This is a genomic window from Aestuariivivens sp. NBU2969 (assembly GCF_019931125.1).
Taxonomy (GTDB): Bacteria; Bacteroidota; Bacteroidia; order Flavobacteriales; family Flavobacteriaceae; genus Aestuariivivens; species Aestuariivivens marinum.
The window spans coordinates 49,934-68,220 of sequence record NZ_JAIOUU010000010.1 but is presented as its reverse complement, the minus strand read 5'-3'; the positions used below and the strand labels follow the sequence as shown (position 1 = coordinate 68,220).

The window sequence follows — 18,287 nt, the reverse complement described above, 5'->3', positions numbered from 1 at the left end:
TTTTCAAGTTTCTTAATGACCTCCAATAGTTTATATTTGTCAAAAACTTTTTCATTTGACAAAAATTAAGCCTTACAAAGACAGTGTTCTTGGAAAAAAAGAACAGGTTACTAAAATGTTTGATACCATTTCTGGGGATTACGATGGATTAAATCGCGTGATATCCTTTGGCATTGATATAAAATGGCGCAAAAAAGTGGTGGATATAGTGAAACAGACCAATCCTAAAACGGTATTGGATATTGCTACAGGCACGGGAGACTTAGCCATTAATTTAGCTGTAACTGGGGCTAAAAAAATTGTAGGTCTAGATATAAGTAGTGGGATGCTGGAAATTGGTAAAGAAAAAGTGACGCAAAAAGGATTAAATTCGCAAATTGAAATGATTCTTGGCGATTCTGAAAACATGCCTTTTGAAGATAATACTTTCGACGCCATAACTGTTGCTTTTGGCATTCGTAATTTTGAAACTTTGGAAAAAGGCTTAAAAGAAATATTTCGTGTATTAAAACCCGGAGGGGCTTTTGTGATTCTAGAAACTTCAAAGCCTGAAAAGACACCATATAAACAAGGGTATAATTTTTATACAAAAAACATTTTACCGCTTATTGGCAGCATGTTTTCAAAAGATAAAAGTGCTTATAAATATTTATGCGAATCGGCATCCGTTTTCCCTTATGGAGAGGCTTTAAACAATATTTTACGTAAAATTGGGTTTATTAATGTTACAGATTTGCCACAAACCCTTGGGGTAGCTACAATCTACACATCATCTAAACAGTAATATGAAGTATTTTTTTATTTTACTAGCATTCATTTTTATAACAAACCAATCTCAGGCCCAATTATTTACTAAGAAAAAAATACAATATGATGCCAATCAAGGAAGGCGTTCAACCGATAATGATTTGCTGCGATGGGGTTATTTTTTAGGGATTAATATATACGATTTTAATTTTGATTATAACCAAGATATACGAGACATTTATGTAAAGCGAAGTCCTGGATTTAGTGTTGGTCTTATTGGTAATTTACGTATAAACAATTATATGGATTTACGTTTAGAACCTGGTTTAATAATCACTACCAGAGAGCTTCATTATAGTTCTACTTACTTTATGGGTACATCTTTTAACAACTCTGATTTAATGCGTGAGGTAAAGTCAACTTACATACATATTCCTCTATTAGTTAAATTTTCAACCAAACGTATCAATAATTTTAAGCCTTTTGTTGTTGGCGGAGTTTCTACGGCATTAAACTTATCGAGCAATGAAGAAAACCCAAATGATAATAGTAATGGGCAGTTTCGATCTGTGAAAAACACTCTGTTTTACGAAATGGGATTTGGTATTGACTTCTATCTATACAATTTTAAATTCACACCATCCGTTCGCGGTGTGTTCGGCATTAATGATGAATTGGTAAGGGACAAAGACCCAAACAGCCCTTGGACAAGCAATATTACCAATATGAAAACCAGAGGGGTCTTTCTTAATTTTACGTTCCAATAAAGTTTATTTTTGTAAAGACGTTGAGTCACAATTAGCTTAAATCTACTAATCAACGAGCGAGTAAACAATTACTTTCTCTTAAACTCGCTCATTAAAATAGCAGTAGCTGTTGCCACATTTAAGCTTTCCGTCTCTTGAAGATTACCAAACCTAGGAATTGCAATTTTTTCTTTTATCAATGCTTCAATAGCTTTAGATATACCGTTAGCTTCATTTCCCATAACCAAAATACCAGAGTCAAGCAACTTGCTCTTATAAACATTTTTGCCATCCATAAAGGCTCCATAAACAGGTAAACTTACAGTACTTAAAAATGTTTCTAAATCTGTATAGTTAATATTTACACGGGTAATAGAGCCCATAGTCGCCTGTATAACTTTCGGGTTAAAACAATCTACCGTTCCTACACTACAGACCAAATCGGACACCCCAAACCAATCGCACAATCTTATTATTGTGCCCAAATTACCAGGATCTCTAACATCGTCTAATCCAATAATTATCCCGTTTGGTTTTATTGGTTTCGCTTTAGGTATTTTAAAAACGGCTAATGCTGTATTAGGAGTGGTTAAAAAACTAATACGTTTTAAATCGGCTTTAGAAATTAAAATTTCTTGAAAATTATTTTCAATATTGGCATCAATATTGAACGAAATAGTCGTATATAAAGATTGAAGCTCGAAATGTGATTGTAAAAGTTCCTGAATAGCCTTAACACCCTCAACAACAAAAAGTCCATGCTGTAATCGATACTTTTTTTGTTTAAGACTGTTAATTAATTTTATTTGGGATTTTACAAGCATTTTGCTTTGGTTTTATTTTATAAAGAAAATGAATTTTAATGGAATTAGTCATTTCAAAGATGTTTTATTTTAAATATTTTCAATCGAAATAATGTATTTTTGATTCCGTATTTGTTTTGAAATCAACATAACCAATAACTTATATCAATTCGTATTATTTGAAGCTCAAACACTTTAAAATATTAGTCCTTATTACTACCCTCACACTGTTTACTTCGTGTGATGCCGTAAAAAGAGTTCCTCTAAACGAATATTTACTTACTAATAATACAGTTGTTATAAACGATAAAAAAGATAATTCTGAAACAATAAACAACCTATTACACCAAAAACCTAACAGGGCTATTTTAGGTTTTCCGCTACGCTTACACCTTTACAATGCGGCACGTCCAAACATAGATTCCATTTTACAAGCCAAAGTATATAATAATGAAGAAAAAATGGCATGGAAAACTAAAGTACTGTCTAGAAAGCAACTGGAAAAAGATATTGCCTCTAGAAAAGGTTTCAACTCATGGCTAAAGCGAACCGGTGAGGCTCCAGTTATTTTAGATGAAGAAAAAACTAAACAATCGATAATTCGCCTTGAGAGTTACTACATCAATAATGGGTGGTTTGACGTAGATGTTACATACAATATAAACAAAACAGACAATAAAAGAACGGAAGTATTATATAATGTTAACACAGGCAAACCTTTTATTATAGATTCCATTACCAAAAAAATTGAATCCCCATTGGTTGAATTACTTTATGAAGCTTCTGAAAAAAAAGCACTATTAAAAACTGGCGAACAATATGAGACCACTAATTTTGCTCAAGAACGCGATAGAATTACCACCGAACTTCGTAATACAGGTCTATTTCATTTCGGACAAGAAAATGTAACATTTGAAATAGATACTATAGGCACCAACAAAAAAGTAAATGTAGGGGTATTAATTAGCAACCGTAAAATTACCACACTAGATACAACCTTCACCAAACCTTTTAAGATATTTAAAGTTAACAGAGTTAATATTTTTACCGACGACTCATTTGCTACAAGAGATTTACCTTATAAAGACTCCATTATTTATAATGGCTATAAACTTAAAAGCCATGATAAATTACGTTATCGTCCTAAAGCCATTACCGATGCTGTTTTTATTGCTCCAAAAACCATTTTTAGGGATATTGATCGCACGCGATCTTACAGATATTTAAATGAATTGCGTACCTTTAAATATCCTGAAATAAAGTATGAACCCGAATCCGATTCAACTCTAACTGCCAATGTATATCTAACACCACTTAAAAAATTCCAATTAGGGTTTAGTACCGAAATATCTCAAAGCAATATTCAATCAGTAGGGTTGGGATTAAACTCTAGTTTACAAATTAGAAATATTTTCAAAGGAGCTGAAACTTTTGAAATTTCAGCAGTAACATCAATAGGAGCTTCAAAAGACAAGAACAATTTGGACGATCCTTTTTTTGATATTAATGAATATGGTGTCGATCTAAAACTTCGTATTCCAAGGTTGTTTTCACCTTTTAATACCGATAGGATTGTACCCAAGTACATGTCGCCCAGTACCAGAATTAGTTTGTCTGCTACAAGCCAAACAAACATAGGACTTGACAAACAAACATTTAGTGGTAATTTTAATTACAATTGGTCGCCTTCAGACAAGATAACCAATGACCTTGATTTATTTAATGTTCAGTATGTTAGAAACCTAAACGTAGAAAATTACTTTCGTGTTTATGAAAGCTCTTTCAATTCGTTAAATCAAATTGCTAAAGACGTTAATTATACATCACCCGATGCGGATTTAAGTATCCCAGAGGACACCAATGCTTTTTTAGACTATGCCCTTACCGACCCAACACCTAATGAAATAAACGACAACCAGCTTTCCACTATTAACGGCATAGGGGAACGAAAAGACAGATTAACGGAAAACAACCTTATTTTTTCTACCAGTTTTGGTTTAACCAGGGATGTTAGGACCAATTTGTTTGATGAAGATTTCTCCATTTTTAGATTTCGGTTGGAATTAGCAGGAAATTTATTATCCAACACCTCAAAACTTCTTGGGTTAGAAAAAGATGAAGACAATAGATATAAAATTTTTAATGTCGCATTCTCACAATATGTAAAGACTGAACTAGATTATATAAAACACTGGGATTTAGGAAAAAAAAACATATTGGCCATGCGAAGTTATTTTGGCATTGCCATTCCTTACGGTAACTCCAACAACATACCTTTCTCAAAAAGTTTTTTTGCTGGCGGGGCAAATGATAATAGAGCTTGGACAGCCTATAGTTTAGGGCCAGGCAGTTCACAAACCAGCAATGAATTTAATGAAGCTAATCTAAAGTTAGCATTGGGTATAGAACAACGTTTTAACCTTTTTGAAGATTTAAATGCAGCTATATTTATAGATGCAGGTAATATTTGGAATGTTCTTGATGATGTTGAAGACGAAAATGCCACCTTTACAAGTCTAAATTCCTTAAAAGACATTGCCATAGGATCTGGTTTTGGTCTACGCTATGATTTTAGCTTTTTTGTATTTAGATTTGATATTGGATTTAAAACCCACGACCCTTCTTATCAAAACGAAAAAAGATGGTTTAAGGATTATAATTTTAGAAATGCTGTTTACAATATTGGTATAAACTATCCATTCTAAACCATATACAAACTAAGACCTGCCTGCTTCTGGAAGATAACAGGTCAAGATTATTTTCCTTTAGCTAAACACTACAACGTTTTAGTTTAAATTTCCTTTTTTCAACACCCAAAACAACAAGCGGTTACATAAAATTTAATTACTTTTGAAGCTTAATATTAATTAAATTAAACTATAAAATGGGACACAACATAAAACCCGGTGTTGCTACAGGAAAGGAAGTTCAAGCTATTTTTCAACATGCTAAAGCGAACAATTACGCACTTCCTGCTGTGAATGTTATTGGATCGGATACTATTAACGGTGTTTTAGAAACAGCAAGGGACCTTAATGCCCCTGTTATTATTCAGTTTTCCAATGGTGGCGCACAATTTAATGCGGGTAAGGGATTAAGTAACGAAGGACAACAAGCTGCCATTGCTGGAGCTATAGCTGGCGCCAAGCATGTACATACTTTGGCTGAAGCATATGGTGTTCCTGTTATTTTACATACCGACCACTGTGCTAAAAAACTATTGCCTTGGATAGATGGATTATTGGATGCGAGCGAAAAACATTTTGCCAATACAGGTAAATCACTTTTTAGCTCACATATGATTGACCTTTCTGAAGAACCCATAGAAGAAAATATAGAAATCTGTAAACAATACCTAGAGCGCATGAGCAAAATGGGAATGACATTAGAAATTGAATTAGGTATTACTGGTGGTGAAGAAGATGGTGTTGACAATACCGATGTCGACGACTCCAAACTTTACACACAACCAGAAGAAGTAGCCTATGCCTATGAAGAGTTAAGCAAGGTTAGTAATCAATTTACTATAGCTGCTGCTTTTGGTAACGTACATGGTGTATACAAACCCGGTAACGTAAAGTTAACACCTAAAATCTTAAAGAATTCACAAGAATATATTTCTAAAAAATATGGCGTTAGCCATAACCACATCGATTTTGTATTCCACGGAGGTTCTGGCTCTACTGCAGAAGAAATCAGGGAGGCTATAGGTTACGGTGTCATAAAAATGAATATCGACACCGATTTACAATATGCTTTTATGAGCGGTATACGTGATTATATGTCTATTAAATCAGATTACTTGCAATCACAAATTGGAAATCCAGAAGGAGAAGATTCACCTAATAAAAAATATTACGACCCACGTGTTTGGTTGCGTGAAGGTGAAAAAACATTTGTTGCCCGTTTGAAAAAAGCTTTCGAAGATCTAAACAATGTTAATACGCTATAAGTCAATTAACTTATTTTAAAAGCTATTATAAAATCCTGCACAAAAGGCAGGATTTTTTATTTGTAGTAATTCTCGCAATCAATAATTTTTAAAAGCATTACCCGAAATTAAAATAAAGGTTTAATTTTGTGGTCTAGGTTTAATACAAAATTGTTATAAATAATAATCCAACGAACCATCCTGAGCACCGCAATAAGGATTTAAAAATGTAAATCAATATGGCTTGGTTTAAAAGAAAAGATAAGGGTATACAAACTTCTACCGAAGAAAAGAAAGACACCCCAAAAGGGTTATGGTATAAGTCCCCTACTGGAAAAATAGTAGACACTAAAGAGTTAGAACAAAACTTTTACGTAAGCCCAGAAGATGGCTACCATGTAAGGATTGGAAGTAAAGAGTATTTTCAAATACTTTTCGACAATAATGAATTTAAAGAGCTTGATGCCTCCTTGGAGTCTAAAGACCCCTTAAAGTTTGAAGACACCAAAAAATATCCAGAACGCTTAAAGGCAGCTCAGGATAAAACCAACTTAAAAGATGCTATACGTTGTGCTGTGGGTAAATCTAAAGGCAAGGATTTAGTGATAGCTTGTATGGACTTTGGCTTTATTGGAGGCTCGATGGGAAGTGTTGTGGGTGAAAAAATAGTGCGTGCAGCCGATTATTCCCTAAAACACAATATTCCATTTATGATTATCTCTAAATCTGGAGGGGCCCGTATGATGGAAGCTGCTTTATCTTTAATGCAATTGGCTAAAACCTCAGTTAAATTGGCGCAATTAGCCGAAGCTGGAATTCCTTATATCTCATTATGCACAGACCCAACTACAGGAGGCACTACAGCATCGTTTGCTATGTTGGGCGATATTAACATTGCAGAACCAGGAGCATTAATTGGATTTGCTGGACCTCGTGTTGTAAAGGACACTACAGGCAAGGAACTGCCTGAAGGCTTCCAAACTTCAGAATTTTTATTAGAGCATGGTTTCTTGGATTTTATATCTCAAAGAAAAGAATTAAAAAATAAGATAAACCAGTATATCGATTTAATTACAAATCAGCCGTTAAGAGCCTAACACAAAACAATAATAAATGGTTTTCCGGCTAGTTGTAAAGTGTATAGTTAATGCTTATTAAGAAAGGGGTTAAAACCACACATACTTACCCATTAAGAACAATTACTTAAAAGATTTGTAAATCAATAAAAAAGCGTATATTTGCCGCTCGAAAGAAAGGCTTTCGTATACATAACAATCATTTACAATAATATTAGCATGTATTTAACTAAAGAAGTAAAAGAAGAGATCTTCGCTAAACACGGTAAAAGTAAAACTGACACTGGTACTGCCGAAGCTCAAATAGCGTTATTTACGCTTAGAATTAATCACCTAACCGAGCACTTAAAAAAGAATCGAAAAGATTTTAATACAGAACGTTCGTTAGTAAAATTGGTAGGTAAGCGTCGTTCCCTACTAGATTACTTAACTAAGAAGGATATCTTAAGATATCGTGCCATAGTAAAAGAATTAGGATTAAGAAAATAACAAAAAGAGGCTTTTACAGCCTCTTTTTGTTTAATAAAAACTCAATCGTAAGAGTCAAAAAAACGTAAATAAGAAGCTGGATCCTGAAATAAATTCAGGACTAAAGGTTTTTCATTGGTCATACACAACAACTACACACAACAACACAACGACCATTGTTTAACATCGTTCTGGTGCATATTTAATTTAACCAGAATTAGAATTAAAAATTATGATTCCACAAACATTTAAAGAGGTCATAGACCTTGGAGACGGTAGGGAAATTTCTATCGAAACCGGAAAACTAGCTAAACAAGCGCATGGTAGCGTTGTCGTGCAATCTGGAAACTGTATGCTATTATGTACTGTTGTTTCCAATTACAATCAATCAGACGTCGACTTTTTACCGTTAACCGTAGATTACAGAGAAAAGTTTGCTGCTGCGGGACGGTATCCAGGAGGGTTCTTTAAAAGAGAAGCAAGGCCTAGTGATGGCGAAGTATTAACCATGCGTTTAGTAGACCGTGTGTTACGTCCGTTATTCCCAAAAGACTATCATGCAGAAACCCAAGTGATGATACAATTAATGTCACATGACGAAAACGTAATGCCAGATGCCATGGCTGGTTTAGCAGCTTCGGCAGCAATTCAATTAAGTGATATTCCTTTTGAAACTCCTATATCAGAAGTTCGTGTTGGTCGTATTAACGGCGAGTTTATTATTAATCCTTCAATATCTCAATTAGCTGAATCTGACATCGATATGGTTATCGGTGCAAGTTCAGATTCTGTTATGATGGTTGAAGGCGAAATGGATGAAGTTTCTGAAGAAGAAATGACTGAAGCCATCAAATTTGCACACGAAGCCATTAAAGTACAATGCGAGGCGCAAGTGAAATTAGCTGAAGCCATTGGAAAAAAGGAAACTCGTGAATATGAACCAGAACCTGAAGATGAAACATTAGCAAAGAAAATTCATGATATGGCATACGATAAAGTGTATGCTGTAGCTAAAGCAGGGTCTTCTAAGAAAGAACGTGGAGCTGCATTTGCTGAAATAAAAGAAGAAATTATCGCTAGCTTTTCTGAAGAGGAACAAGAAGGATTTGGCGGTTTAATTTCTAAATATTACAGCAAAGCTGAAAAATCTGCAGTAAGGGATTTAACCTTAAACGAAGGTTTACGTTTAGACGGACGTAAAACAACTGAAATTAGACCTATATGGTGTGAAATAGATTATTTACCATCTACTCACGGTTCAGCTATTTTTACACGTGGTGAAACCCAAGCCTTAGCTACCGTTACATTAGGAACATCTAGAGAGGCTAACATGATTGACATGCCATCTTTTGAAGGCGAAGAGCGTTTCTATTTACATTACAACTTCCCTCCATTTTCAACAGGTGAAGCAAGACCAATAAGAGGTACATCACGTCGTGAAGTAGGCCATGGTAACTTAGCGCAACGTGCTTTAAAAGGTATGGTTCCCAAAGATTGTCCTTATACTGTTCGTGTCGTTTCTGAAGTTTTGGAAAGTAACGGCTCATCCTCTATGGCAACTGTATGTTCTGGTACCATGGCTCTTATGGATGCCGGTGTACAACTAAAGAAACCTGTTTCAGGTATTGCTATGGGATTAATCACCGACACAGAAAGCGGTAAATATGCCGTACTTTCAGATATTTTGGGAGATGAAGACCACTTAGGCGACATGGACTTTAAAGTAACTGGTACTGCAGATGGTATAACGGCTTGTCAAATGGACATTAAAGTAAAAGGATTAAGTTACGAGATTTTAGTAAAAGCACTAATACAAGCTCGCGATGGCCGTTTACACATTTTAGAAAAATTAACCGATACAATAGCTACACCTAATACTGAGGTAAAAGCTCATGCACCTAAGATGATTACAGCTACTTTACCAAATGATCTTATTGGTGCTTTTATTGGCCCTGGTGGAAAAGTGATTCAGGAATTACAAAAAACAACCAATACCACTATTGTAATTAACGAAGACCCTGTTACCGGAGAAGGTATCGTTGAAATTTTAGGTAATGACCAAGAAGGCATAGACAAAGTTTTAGCGGCGATTGAATCATTAACCTTTAAACCAGAGGTTGGCAGTATTTACGAGGTTAAAGTCATTAAACTACTTGACTTTGGTGCTGTTGTAGAATATACTGAGGCTCCTGGAAATGAAGTCCTACTTCACGTAAGTGAATTGGCTTGGGAACGCACAGAAAATGTTACCGATGTGGTAAATCTTGGTGATATTTTCGACGTTAAGTATTTTGGTGTTGACCCAAAAACTCGCAAGGAAAAAGTTTCGCGTAAAGCGATTTTACCAAAACCTGAGGGTTGGCAACCACGTCCTCCAAGAGACAATAACAGAGGTAATCGTGACAATCGTGGCAGAGACAATCGTAATCGCGACAATCGTCGCGACGATAGAAGGCCTAGAGGCGATAAGAAAGAAGATTAATTCTTACTACAAAACAAACCCCAATTTTAAGTTGGGGTTTGTTTTTATATCACTATTTCACTATCTGTTCCTTAAAAATCTTCCATTTAACAATATCCCCATTGATTATATAGGTTTCAGATTCTTTAAATCCAGCTGTAACACCTCCTATTGCAGCTCCTCCTGCCGCACCTAATAGCCCTCCAGCATAGGCTCCTTCTTCTGCTGTCCATAACCATCCGTCAGAAGTGGCAACACCTCCTATTGCCCCTAGCGAAAATCCTGCCAATGAACCTATCAAAACATTATGCCCTCCAGAGCGTTTGGTCTTTATTTTTCCAATGTCATTGAACTTTATTTCAACCTTATTGCCATTACGATTTAAAGTCAGAATAGAATCGTTGGCAAAAACCATTTTACCTTTGTTAATCTTTTTCCCTTCCAAATTATACACCCTTAAAAAAGTAGATTTTGAATTTGAAGTCTTTTGAGCAAAAACACTAATCCCGAAGCTTAGCACAAACCAAATGCACAAAATTTTTAATAACTCCTTACCTGTTTTCATTTTTATACTATTTAGAAATTATACTTTAATCTTACTTAAACATCTTACAATAACACAACCATTTTAATGGCATCAACATTTAATATCATTTTTTTGATTTCGCCTTTTATCTTTTTCAACCCATAAAACCGTTCAGACTCCAATACTATTTTTTTAAAAGTTAAGGTTTCATTATTAGTTTTAATTATCCGAACAGAGTTTAAATTAGAGCTTGCTTTTTGGAGCAAATTACAATTGTCTTTATACACTTTAATCTGTGAGATACTGGGAACAAACCAGAAAAGAATTATTGGAGTGGAATTGTTTTTTGAAGTTTTCATAATTCAGACATTTAGAATGGATTAACACTCCAAATATCAGTTCAAAAAACAGTTCTTATGTCCGATAACTTATACCATAGAGGAATTAGGATGTCCAACGATAATCTCGGACTTGATTCTTAATAAAAAGCATCTTTTTAATCTATTTGTCCACTTTATTTTTCCTTTCAAACCATACAACTGCATCATGAATACCCTCATCTATAGGGGTAAACTTCATAAATAACTCTTCTCTTGCTTTATCATTAGAATAATAATTATTAACACTTAGGGTTCTAACATTTTCTATAGAAATCGAAGTTTTAATCCTAAGCAATCTAATCAAACTACCTACATATCCTATAGCATGTAACAACCAATTTGGCAGTTTGATAATACGAAAGTATATTTTTACATGACTCCTCACTTTTTTGTAAAACTCATAAAAGCTTAAGTTTTCATTGGCCAAAACATACGCCTCTCCACTTTTACCATATTGAATTGTGTTTACTATTCCTTTTGAAACATCCTTAACGCAAACAAAATTTTTCCCTCCTGGTGGGCACAGTACTATACGTTTATACATGCAGTTGAGAATTATTCTACCTGAACTCGGCTTACTATCGTATGCACCAATCATAAAAGTAGGATTGACAACAGTTACGTCTAACACATCTGATTTTGACAAAACATACTGTTGTGCATGAAACTTAGAAATGGCATATGGCATTTTATTAAAAGGCGTCATCATTGGTTTTAGCTCATTTCCTAAGTCGTCTATAGACCCATATCCAAACACGTTCGACGTACTAACATAAATTAGCTTTTTAACCTTGCACTTTATAGCCGCTTCAACTACGTATTTTGTTGCTTGTACATTCACCCTATGGAATGCATTATAATCAACAAGCTTTGGATCTACCAATGCTGCTATATGTATTACAAATTGGGATTCTATCATGGCTTTTTCTAAATTTTCAACAGTAGTAATATCTCCAACAAAATATTCCAAATTATCATGATTAAGACGTAAACAATTTTTAGGGTCTCTTACAAATGCCTTAACTAAAAACCCTTGGTTTAATAATTCCAAAACAGTGTTCATCCCTAGCAAACCATTGGCACCAGTTACTAAAATTTTTGATCTAGATTCCATTTGAACTTTCATTTAATCTATAACTGACCTTTAAATAATACTGACACAAACCAAAATTCTATTCATAACAGCTAACATAACTTCAAATTACATTGGTTTCAGGAAATTTATTGATCTCTCTATTTGATAATTTATCTTTCACAAACTCTGGCAACAGTTTATCCAAAGCTAATAGAAGCTTATTAATAAACCCTGGAACAACCAATGGTTTTCTCTTTAACATGGCATTAATAGCTACTTTTGCAGCATCTTCAGGATTTAGGACAGACTTACGTGGTATCCAACTTAAAATTCGGTTTTGATAGCACAGCCTTGTAGTTGTATTTAATCCACCTGGGCAAATAATGGTCACCGAAATACCATTTTTCCTAAGCTCCTTTGCCAAACTCTTTGAAAATGAGGTTAAGTAAGCCTTTGTTGCACCATACACTTGTTTTTTTGGCAATGCAAAAAAGCTGGCCATACTACTTATATTTAAAATGGCTGGTTTGTTAACAGATTTCATATTGGGCAACAACAACTTAATAAGTAGTGTTGGAGCTGTTATATTTACCGCTATTTGCTTTAAAACAAAATCGTCTTCCAAATCCTCAAAAAAACCTCTACTGAGTACACCTGCATTGTTCACCAAATATTGTATTTGAAGGTTATTATCCCGAATATAATTTTTAACGGCATAGCAATTTTCAACAAGGCTCAAGTCCAATTCCAGATAACGAACATCTACATTCATGTTCTGTTTAATAAAATTGGATAGTTGTGGTAATCCAGAATTTGGTAGTGCGAGTAATATTAAATTTATTTCTCTACTAGCCATCTCTAAGGCCAAAGTCTTTCCAAAACCTTGACTTGCCCCTGTTATTAAAGCATAAGATTTCATAATGACAACTTTAAAAAATTAATTGTTCTTTCTACCCCAATCTTAAAAGGCGTAATGGTATAGCCCAATTGGTTAATGGCACGATTAGAGCTCGCCAATCTATTTTGAAAAAGAACATCTAACAGTTTTGGGGTAATTCCAAAAGATAATCCAATAAGAAAAGATATTCCATTTAGTAAAGACAAGCAAGCCTTCACAAAATGATAAGGCACAGAAATTATTTTTATTTTACTTTTAGCCTTTCTTTTAATGGTTTCAAATAACTTTTGATAACTTATATCTTCTCCACCAACAATATATTTACCACTAACATTTTCATCTGAAATTGCCAGAACATGGGCATTAACCACATCATCAATGAAAACATAATTAGTCACAATGTTCAATCTAGATGGTACAACCAAAAGATGATTTTTTATCATTTTTAACATAAGCCTATTAACCCCATTGGAAAATGTATCCAATCTAGGGCCATAAACTCTGGATACATTTAAAATAGCAGTTGAAAGTCCTTTTTTTGTATAAATTTCCACCAGCTCTTCTGCCATAGTTTTGGTCAATTCATAATCATTGGCATACGCAACCAATCTAGGTTGGTTCTCTTGTATTGGAACATTTTTATAGGAAGTCCCATAAACCGATAAGGTACTTGTATAAATGACCTTTTTAACATCGGCTTTTAATGATGCTTCTAATATATTTTTGGTTCCTAAAACATTGGCAGTATAGAATTTATCTATCTTTTTATATTTTAAGTTAGTGTATGCAGCGGTATGAAATACATAATCACATCCTTCAGTAGCTTTTACGACAGATCGATAATCGCATATATCTCCTTTAACAGGCATAATGTTTTCATGCTCAGGAATTTTAGGAGAGTTGATATCTCTTACTAACGCGATTACGCTGTATCCGTTTTCTGCTAATTTTTTGGCTAATTGATGGCCAATATACCCTGTAGACCCTGTTACTAAAATTTTCATGATAAAATATTATTTTTTAAGGTTAAATGATAAAACAAATAACATTCATATACAGCCGAAAGGCTTAGATGAATCAAGAAGGGATACCATATACTGTTAGTATAGTATGCAAAGAGACATAGCACAACCCCAAATGGGATGGCCCCTAAAACTTCCTTTTTGGAATCGAAGCTATGGATCACTACATACAGAATTGTAGCATAAAATATAGCCATTGGTAACGTAGTAAACTCTAAAAACTTGAATAGCAAAACCCCTCTAAAAAAGAACTCATATCCCAATAAAAATGTAAAACGAATTAAAAAGTAGAACCAAGCATGGACAAAACCATAATCTGCACAGCCTACTATGTCTTCTTCAAATTGTTTACTAATACTTAAATAAGAGACATATGCAGATAACATGAAAATAAAGACAAAAATCAAAAGTAGAGGTATTCTAGGCACTTGAATTGTATCTACCAAATAGTTTAATTCTGGTATCATGGTATAGGACAACATGCCAAACAATACAATTCCCAATAAGTGTTTTAAGTTTAAAAACCTTAACCCGTTGGTTGTCGTTAGGGCACTTTTAAGATTGTGCACCGCCAATCTTTTGTAAACCATGCTTATCACAAAATATGTAACAAAACAAATGACTATTAATACCCATTCTGTAGTTAATGCTTTCATGATGCAATAGGTATTAAAGTGACACTAAATAGCTTACTAACGGCTTCTACCTTAATGCATTTCCCCTTTTTGTAATGAAATACATTATATTTCCCTTTTGAGATCTCTACCTTATATACCCCATCGGAAACAGGTATAACAGGTACCATTTCTTTCTGGTTATCGCAAAAAACAGAATTGATATCCTTAGGTTCTTCAAAATAAAATGTGACCAAATTATGCTTTATGTTCTCACATGACATTGGCTTAATTTCATTTGAAGTTGCTATATGATATGTATTGCCTTGAAGTTCGACACTATGGTTAACCTTTACCTTGTTGTTAAGTGTTCTATAAACTGAGGAATAAACTAATACCCCCTTTTTATAAATGGCTTTTTCTTTTCCAACAACATTAAACTTTGCTAAAAATTTAGCTTTAATGTTGCTGGAAAGTGTATAAACTGTTTCTTTTTGAGATATGTTTTTATTAATATGTATAACCCCTATAACCTTGCTATTATTAACAACATTATAGCTTAAACTTTTATTTTCACTAGGTATTGTAAAAGACGAGGTTATTAAAATAAGCCCTAATATAATTAAGAGCTTAAAGACTATATTTTTGGACATTAGACTCTTAAACAATGGCTTTAATGTTCCTTTATGTTTTCTAATGAAGTATAAAATTAACGCCGGTATCATGACAACAGTTTTTAAGTTACTGTTGTAAAATTATTGTCTCTAAATCGTATTACTATCCAAGATAGTCCAAGAGGGAGAAATTAGGATGTCCAACGATAATCTCGGACAGATTACACTAAAACTGATCTCTGTAACTGGTAGGCGTTTGTGAGGTGAATTTTTTAAATGCAGAATAAAACGTAGACTTTGAATTGAAACCACACTCTAAGCCTATGGCAACGATGGTATATTCACTAAACTCATCGTTAGCCAAAAACTTTTTAGCTTGGGCTACACGTAACGAATTTATATAATCTGAAAAATTGAAATCACTGTAAGTGTTAATAAGCCTTGAAAAATAGCTCTTGCTCATACCCAAATCTGAGGCCAAAGACTCCATACCCAATAATGGATTCAAATACAGCTTGTTATTTATAATGTGATCTTGGATTCTATTAAAATCCTTGTCGTGCTTGTCATTAAAAAAATCATCTTCATTGCTTGAGTGATGTAAAGTTGATTGGGGCATGATCATTACTTTATCTGTTTCAATAGAACTCCTTAATACAATACGGTCTTTTAGAACATTGTATTTATACATCCCCTGATAACCTATCCAATACAATAATATTGAAGAGCTTAAGTTTAAAAATTTATAGGCATATTCACTCCCTGTACTCACTTTAATTGATAAGGCTACCGCCCAAAATCCAATAACAATCACACCAAATCTAATAAACCATTTTAACCAATTTAAGTCATCATACGATAAAATATAAGCTATTAAATGATGGCGTCTAAAAATTATTATAATTGAATTTATAAATAGGAAGATAGTGTAAAGCAGATTAAAAATGTCTTCAACCTTTGTATAGTTGTAGATTAATGTATCATCGTGATTAGGAACCTCGTAATAAACATAAGAAATTAAACAAAGTCTAATGATAAGCTCAATGCCAAAAATTGCAATAGAGGTCTTAATGTAATTGTTAACCTTTTGTTCTATTTTAAGAAAATAAACAACAAAAGCATAAAACATGGGCAAAATAAACAGGTACCATGGTATAAGCAATTGTTTAATAAGAAATACATCTGAAGAATACCCATTAGCTATGAGCCAGCGTTGGAGGTTATTAAGCGAAATAAAAAAAACAATTAGATTAAGAAACACAATAACCTTATCAAACTTCTTTTTTACAAAAAAAGTCACCAGGTTAAAAACAAACCCTTGAACAACTCCAGCAATAAGTAAAAAATTAACAATAGATATAAAATCCATAGTATTAGCTATCTATGTAATAATTTTTAGTGGTTTTTAAATCTTAAATTTAAACAAAAAACCACTAAAATCAACATAGAGCACTAAAAAAGAAAGAAATTTATTAATAAAAGAGGAGGTATAAACGACACATTTAACGGCTAATGTTTCAATTAATAAAACCAAAAAACACTAACAAAACAAAGTCATAAATGTAATTAAGCAAAGATTTATGCAGCAGTTAATTGGTTTTCATGAATAAGATTGTGAACACAATCGTTAGCAAGAGTTTTTTTGTAATCTTTATTAATAACAATATGATATAAATAATAATCTAATATGCTTATTAATCGATTCGTGAAATTTTTTGATGCAGGTGAGGTTTTGGTTTTCATGACTAACTATTTTAATTTAAACTTTGATTATACAACTCTTAAAAAGTTACATGGTAAAATTAATTTATAATTACCGCAAACCGTTAACATAATTTGCACAAAAAATCACTTTTTTTTCTTAATTTTCACAAAATCTACTTTTAATCTACTTGCAATTTTTGAAAAAATGCAAGAACAATTTATTAAATATTTAAAGGAAAAGGCTCAAGATAACACGTCTTTTGTTGACGAAATAGCGGGTATACTGGACATCGGTTATGATGCCGCTTACAGGCGTATCAACCTAAAAACCAGCATCACTCTTGAAGAAGCCGTAAAACTGGCCAGGCATTATAAAGTTTCCTTAAACAAGCTTTTTGAGGTTGGAAGTTCTAATAGTATAGTTACAGAACTATCCCCCGCAATTCATGATGTTAGCGGATTAGAAATGTGGCTAAAGCAATCATTAAACAATGTGGTTCCCTTATCTAAAATCAAAAAATCAAATTTCATTTGGTCTGGCAAAGACATTTCTCTTTTCCATACATTAACGGATTCTTATTTGACACGTTATAAAATGTATGTTTGGTTGAAAGACCTTAACACCGAAATGGCCAAAAGCAAAATATCGTTTGATGATTGGATGGAAACTATCCCTGATTCACTACTTGATAGTGCTTTTGCCTTAGGAGAAATATACAAAAACATCAATATAACAGAATTATGGAGTGATAATACTATAAATGGCTCCCTGCAACAAATCCTTTACTATTTCGAAGCAGGTCTTGTTTCTAAAAATTTAGCATTAAAAATTTGTGATGACATACACCAAGTAATAAATCAAGTTGAAAAAGAAACAATAAACCAAAGCATAGGCAGTCCTGACAGCAACAATACATTCTTATTATACAAATGTGATCTACACATGCTTACTAACACACTAATGGTAACGACACCATTCAACAAAGTCTTTTTCACCCCTTTTACTGTATTAAGCTATTTTAAAATTGAACATAAGGAAACCTGTAATATGATGTATGAGTTTTTGCAAAAACAGATGTCTAATTCAAAATTATTAGCTACTGCTGGAGAAAGAGACCGTACATTGTTCTTTAAAAAAGTACACCAAAAGATTTCGATAGCTAAAGAACGTATTAATATGGACGATAAAATGACCTTTCTATAGCGGCGCTATTTGTTAAAC

At 33.4% G+C, this 18,287-nt stretch carries 17 protein-coding genes; 8 read left to right on the top strand and 9 right to left on the bottom strand.

From position 1 onward, the window contains the following. The first annotated feature begins 55 nt into the window (after positions 1-55). Both ubiE and K7G79_RS08975 read left to right on the top strand, forming a co-directional pair. On the top strand, positions 56-784 hold the full coding sequence (gene ubiE, locus K7G79_RS08980; protein ID WP_223551180.1) for a bifunctional demethylmenaquinone methyltransferase/2-methoxy-6-polyprenyl-1,4-benzoquinol methylase UbiE: 729 nt from the start codon (positions 56-58) through the stop codon (positions 782-784). Position 785: 1 nt separating this feature from the next. Further along, entirely contained in the window at positions 786-1,514 is a 729-nt protein-coding gene (locus tag K7G79_RS08975) for a porin family protein (RefSeq protein WP_223551178.1), read from the top strand. 68 nt (positions 1,515-1,582) lie between these two features. Here K7G79_RS08975 and K7G79_RS08970 read toward each other — a convergent pair whose 3' ends face one another. Continuing rightward, a complete protein-coding gene (locus tag K7G79_RS08970; protein WP_223551176.1) occupies positions 1,583-2,317 on the bottom strand; it encodes an RNA methyltransferase in 735 nt (244 codons plus the stop codon). A gap of 158 nt (positions 2,318-2,475) precedes the next feature. Here K7G79_RS08970 and K7G79_RS08965 point away from each other — a divergent pair, with 158 nt between their 5' ends. From K7G79_RS08965 to K7G79_RS08945, 5 genes are all read left to right on the top strand, one after another. Continuing rightward, positions 2,476-5,001 carry a BamA/TamA family outer membrane protein gene (locus K7G79_RS08965; RefSeq protein ID WP_223551174.1) on the top strand — a complete coding sequence of 842 codons (2,526 nt, stop codon included), beginning with the start codon at positions 2,476-2,478 and terminating at the stop codon, positions 4,999-5,001. A 179-nt stretch (positions 5,002-5,180) separates the two neighbouring features. After that, positions 5,181-6,248, top strand: a complete 1,068-nt coding sequence (fbaA, locus tag K7G79_RS08960) for a class II fructose-bisphosphate aldolase (RefSeq protein WP_223551172.1) — start codon at positions 5,181-5,183, stop codon at positions 6,246-6,248. Positions 6,249-6,466: 218 nt separating this feature from the next. Continuing rightward, a complete protein-coding gene (accD, locus tag K7G79_RS08955) occupies positions 6,467-7,324 on the top strand; it encodes an acetyl-CoA carboxylase, carboxyltransferase subunit beta (protein WP_223551170.1) in 858 nt (285 codons plus the stop codon). 198 nt (positions 7,325-7,522) lie between these two features. Continuing rightward, entirely contained in the window at positions 7,523-7,792 is a 270-nt protein-coding gene (gene rpsO, locus K7G79_RS08950; protein WP_223551278.1) for a 30S ribosomal protein S15, read from the top strand. 211 nt (positions 7,793-8,003) lie between these two features. Next, positions 8,004-10,253, top strand: coding sequence for a polyribonucleotide nucleotidyltransferase (locus tag K7G79_RS08945; RefSeq protein WP_223551168.1), 2,250 nt, complete (start codon positions 8,004-8,006; stop codon positions 10,251-10,253). Positions 10,254-10,305: 52 nt separating this feature from the next. On the opposite strand, the gene K7G79_RS08940 is transcribed toward K7G79_RS08945, so the two are convergent. The 8 genes from K7G79_RS08940 to K7G79_RS08905 form a co-directional block, all read right to left on the bottom strand. Beyond that, positions 10,306-10,797, bottom strand: a complete 492-nt coding sequence (locus K7G79_RS08940) for a hypothetical protein (RefSeq protein WP_223551166.1) — start codon at positions 10,795-10,797, stop codon at positions 10,306-10,308. Between the two features lie 44 nt (positions 10,798-10,841). Further along, positions 10,842-11,117, bottom strand: coding sequence for a hypothetical protein (locus tag K7G79_RS08935; protein WP_223551164.1), 276 nt, complete (start codon positions 11,115-11,117; stop codon positions 10,842-10,844). A 142-nt stretch (positions 11,118-11,259) separates the two neighbouring features. Continuing rightward, the gene (locus K7G79_RS08930) at positions 11,260-12,252 is read right to left on the bottom strand and encodes an NAD-dependent epimerase/dehydratase family protein (RefSeq protein ID WP_223551163.1); all 993 of its coding nucleotides are present in this window, start codon (positions 12,250-12,252) and stop codon (positions 11,260-11,262) included. Between the two features lie 82 nt (positions 12,253-12,334). After that, a complete protein-coding gene (locus K7G79_RS08925; RefSeq protein WP_223551161.1) occupies positions 12,335-13,132 on the bottom strand; it encodes an SDR family oxidoreductase in 798 nt (265 codons plus the stop codon). Next, entirely contained in the window at positions 13,129-14,115 is a 987-nt protein-coding gene (locus K7G79_RS08920) for an NAD-dependent epimerase/dehydratase family protein (protein WP_223551159.1), read from the bottom strand. The genes K7G79_RS08925 and K7G79_RS08920 overlap by 4 nt, the downstream gene beginning before the upstream one ends. Next, the gene (locus tag K7G79_RS08915) at positions 14,112-14,789 is read right to left on the bottom strand and encodes a CPBP family intramembrane glutamic endopeptidase (protein ID WP_223551157.1); all 678 of its coding nucleotides are present in this window, start codon (positions 14,787-14,789) and stop codon (positions 14,112-14,114) included. The genes K7G79_RS08920 and K7G79_RS08915 overlap by 4 nt, the downstream gene beginning before the upstream one ends. Beyond that, positions 14,786-15,472, bottom strand: coding sequence for a DUF6134 family protein (locus K7G79_RS08910; RefSeq protein ID WP_223551155.1), 687 nt, complete (start codon positions 15,470-15,472; stop codon positions 14,786-14,788). Before K7G79_RS08910 ends, K7G79_RS08915 begins: the two co-directional genes overlap by 4 nt. Before the next feature lie 115 nt (positions 15,473-15,587). Next, positions 15,588-16,730, bottom strand: coding sequence for an AraC family transcriptional regulator (locus tag K7G79_RS08905; RefSeq protein WP_223551153.1), 1,143 nt, complete (start codon positions 16,728-16,730; stop codon positions 15,588-15,590). A 540-nt stretch (positions 16,731-17,270) separates the two neighbouring features. On the opposite strand from K7G79_RS08905, the gene K7G79_RS08900 reads away from it, so the two are divergent. Continuing rightward, entirely contained in the window at positions 17,271-18,269 is a 999-nt protein-coding gene (locus K7G79_RS08900) for a hypothetical protein (protein ID WP_223551151.1), read from the top strand. Positions 18,270-18,287: the final 18 nt, after the last annotated feature.